Here is a 643-nt window from a genome sequence, read left to right as displayed (position 1 = left end):
TTACAGCTCTAGCTCTTCATTCCACGGTATCTTTTCTCGCTTCCTCTCTCTTTTACAGCTCTAGCTCTTCATTCCACAGAATCTTTTCTCGCTTCCTTTCTTTTTTCGGTACTCACCATTCAACTCAACCCTCCCGCTCCACAAAAGAGCATGCGCCTCCCCCTAGGCACATGCTCCCACACTCACAACTTACAAATATATATAAATCAATTCCTCTTCAACATCTACCTTATACTTCTTCACACAACCTACATCTGGTGCTTGCACTTGCCCATCATTCACGTTAATTTTCCAATCGTGAAGGGGACAAAATACATGCTCACCGCTGACGATTCCTTCCGATAGCGGCCCCCCTTTGTGAGGACAGCTATTTTGAATCGCTTTTACAGATCCATCTTTTTGTTTAAAAAGCGCAATCTCTTCTCCATCTACATTTACCTTTTGTCCGATTCCAACCGTTAAATCTGACAATGCAGCCACTTCTATCTTTTTTATTGTATCTATTTTACTCATCGTCTCTCCCCCTGCTATGAAAAAATTAAGAAAGCACTTCTACTTGCTTCTTTTTGAATTCTTGTTGTAATTCTTCTTTCTCAACAATTTCCTTCCATGGATCTTTTCCAGTTGAAAGAGCGACGTCCAT

The 643-nt window shown here is 41.1% G+C and carries 1 protein-coding gene; it reads right to left on the bottom strand.

Going from position 1 to position 643, the window contains the following annotated elements; all coding sequences use genetic code 11:
- Nucleotides 1-189: 189 nt before the first annotated feature.
- On the bottom strand, nt 190-513 hold the full coding sequence (gene nirD, locus SAY88_RS24630; RefSeq protein WP_332635074.1) for a nitrite reductase small subunit NirD: 324 nt from the start codon (nt 511-513) through the stop codon (nt 190-192).
- Nucleotides 514-643 lie beyond the last annotated feature (130 nt).

This window comes from Halalkalibacter flavus, assembly GCF_036663575.1.
Taxonomy (GTDB): domain Bacteria; phylum Bacillota; class Bacilli; order Bacillales; family Bacillaceae_D; genus Halalkalibacter; species Halalkalibacter flavus.
This window is presented reverse-complemented; position numbering and strand designations above follow the sequence as displayed.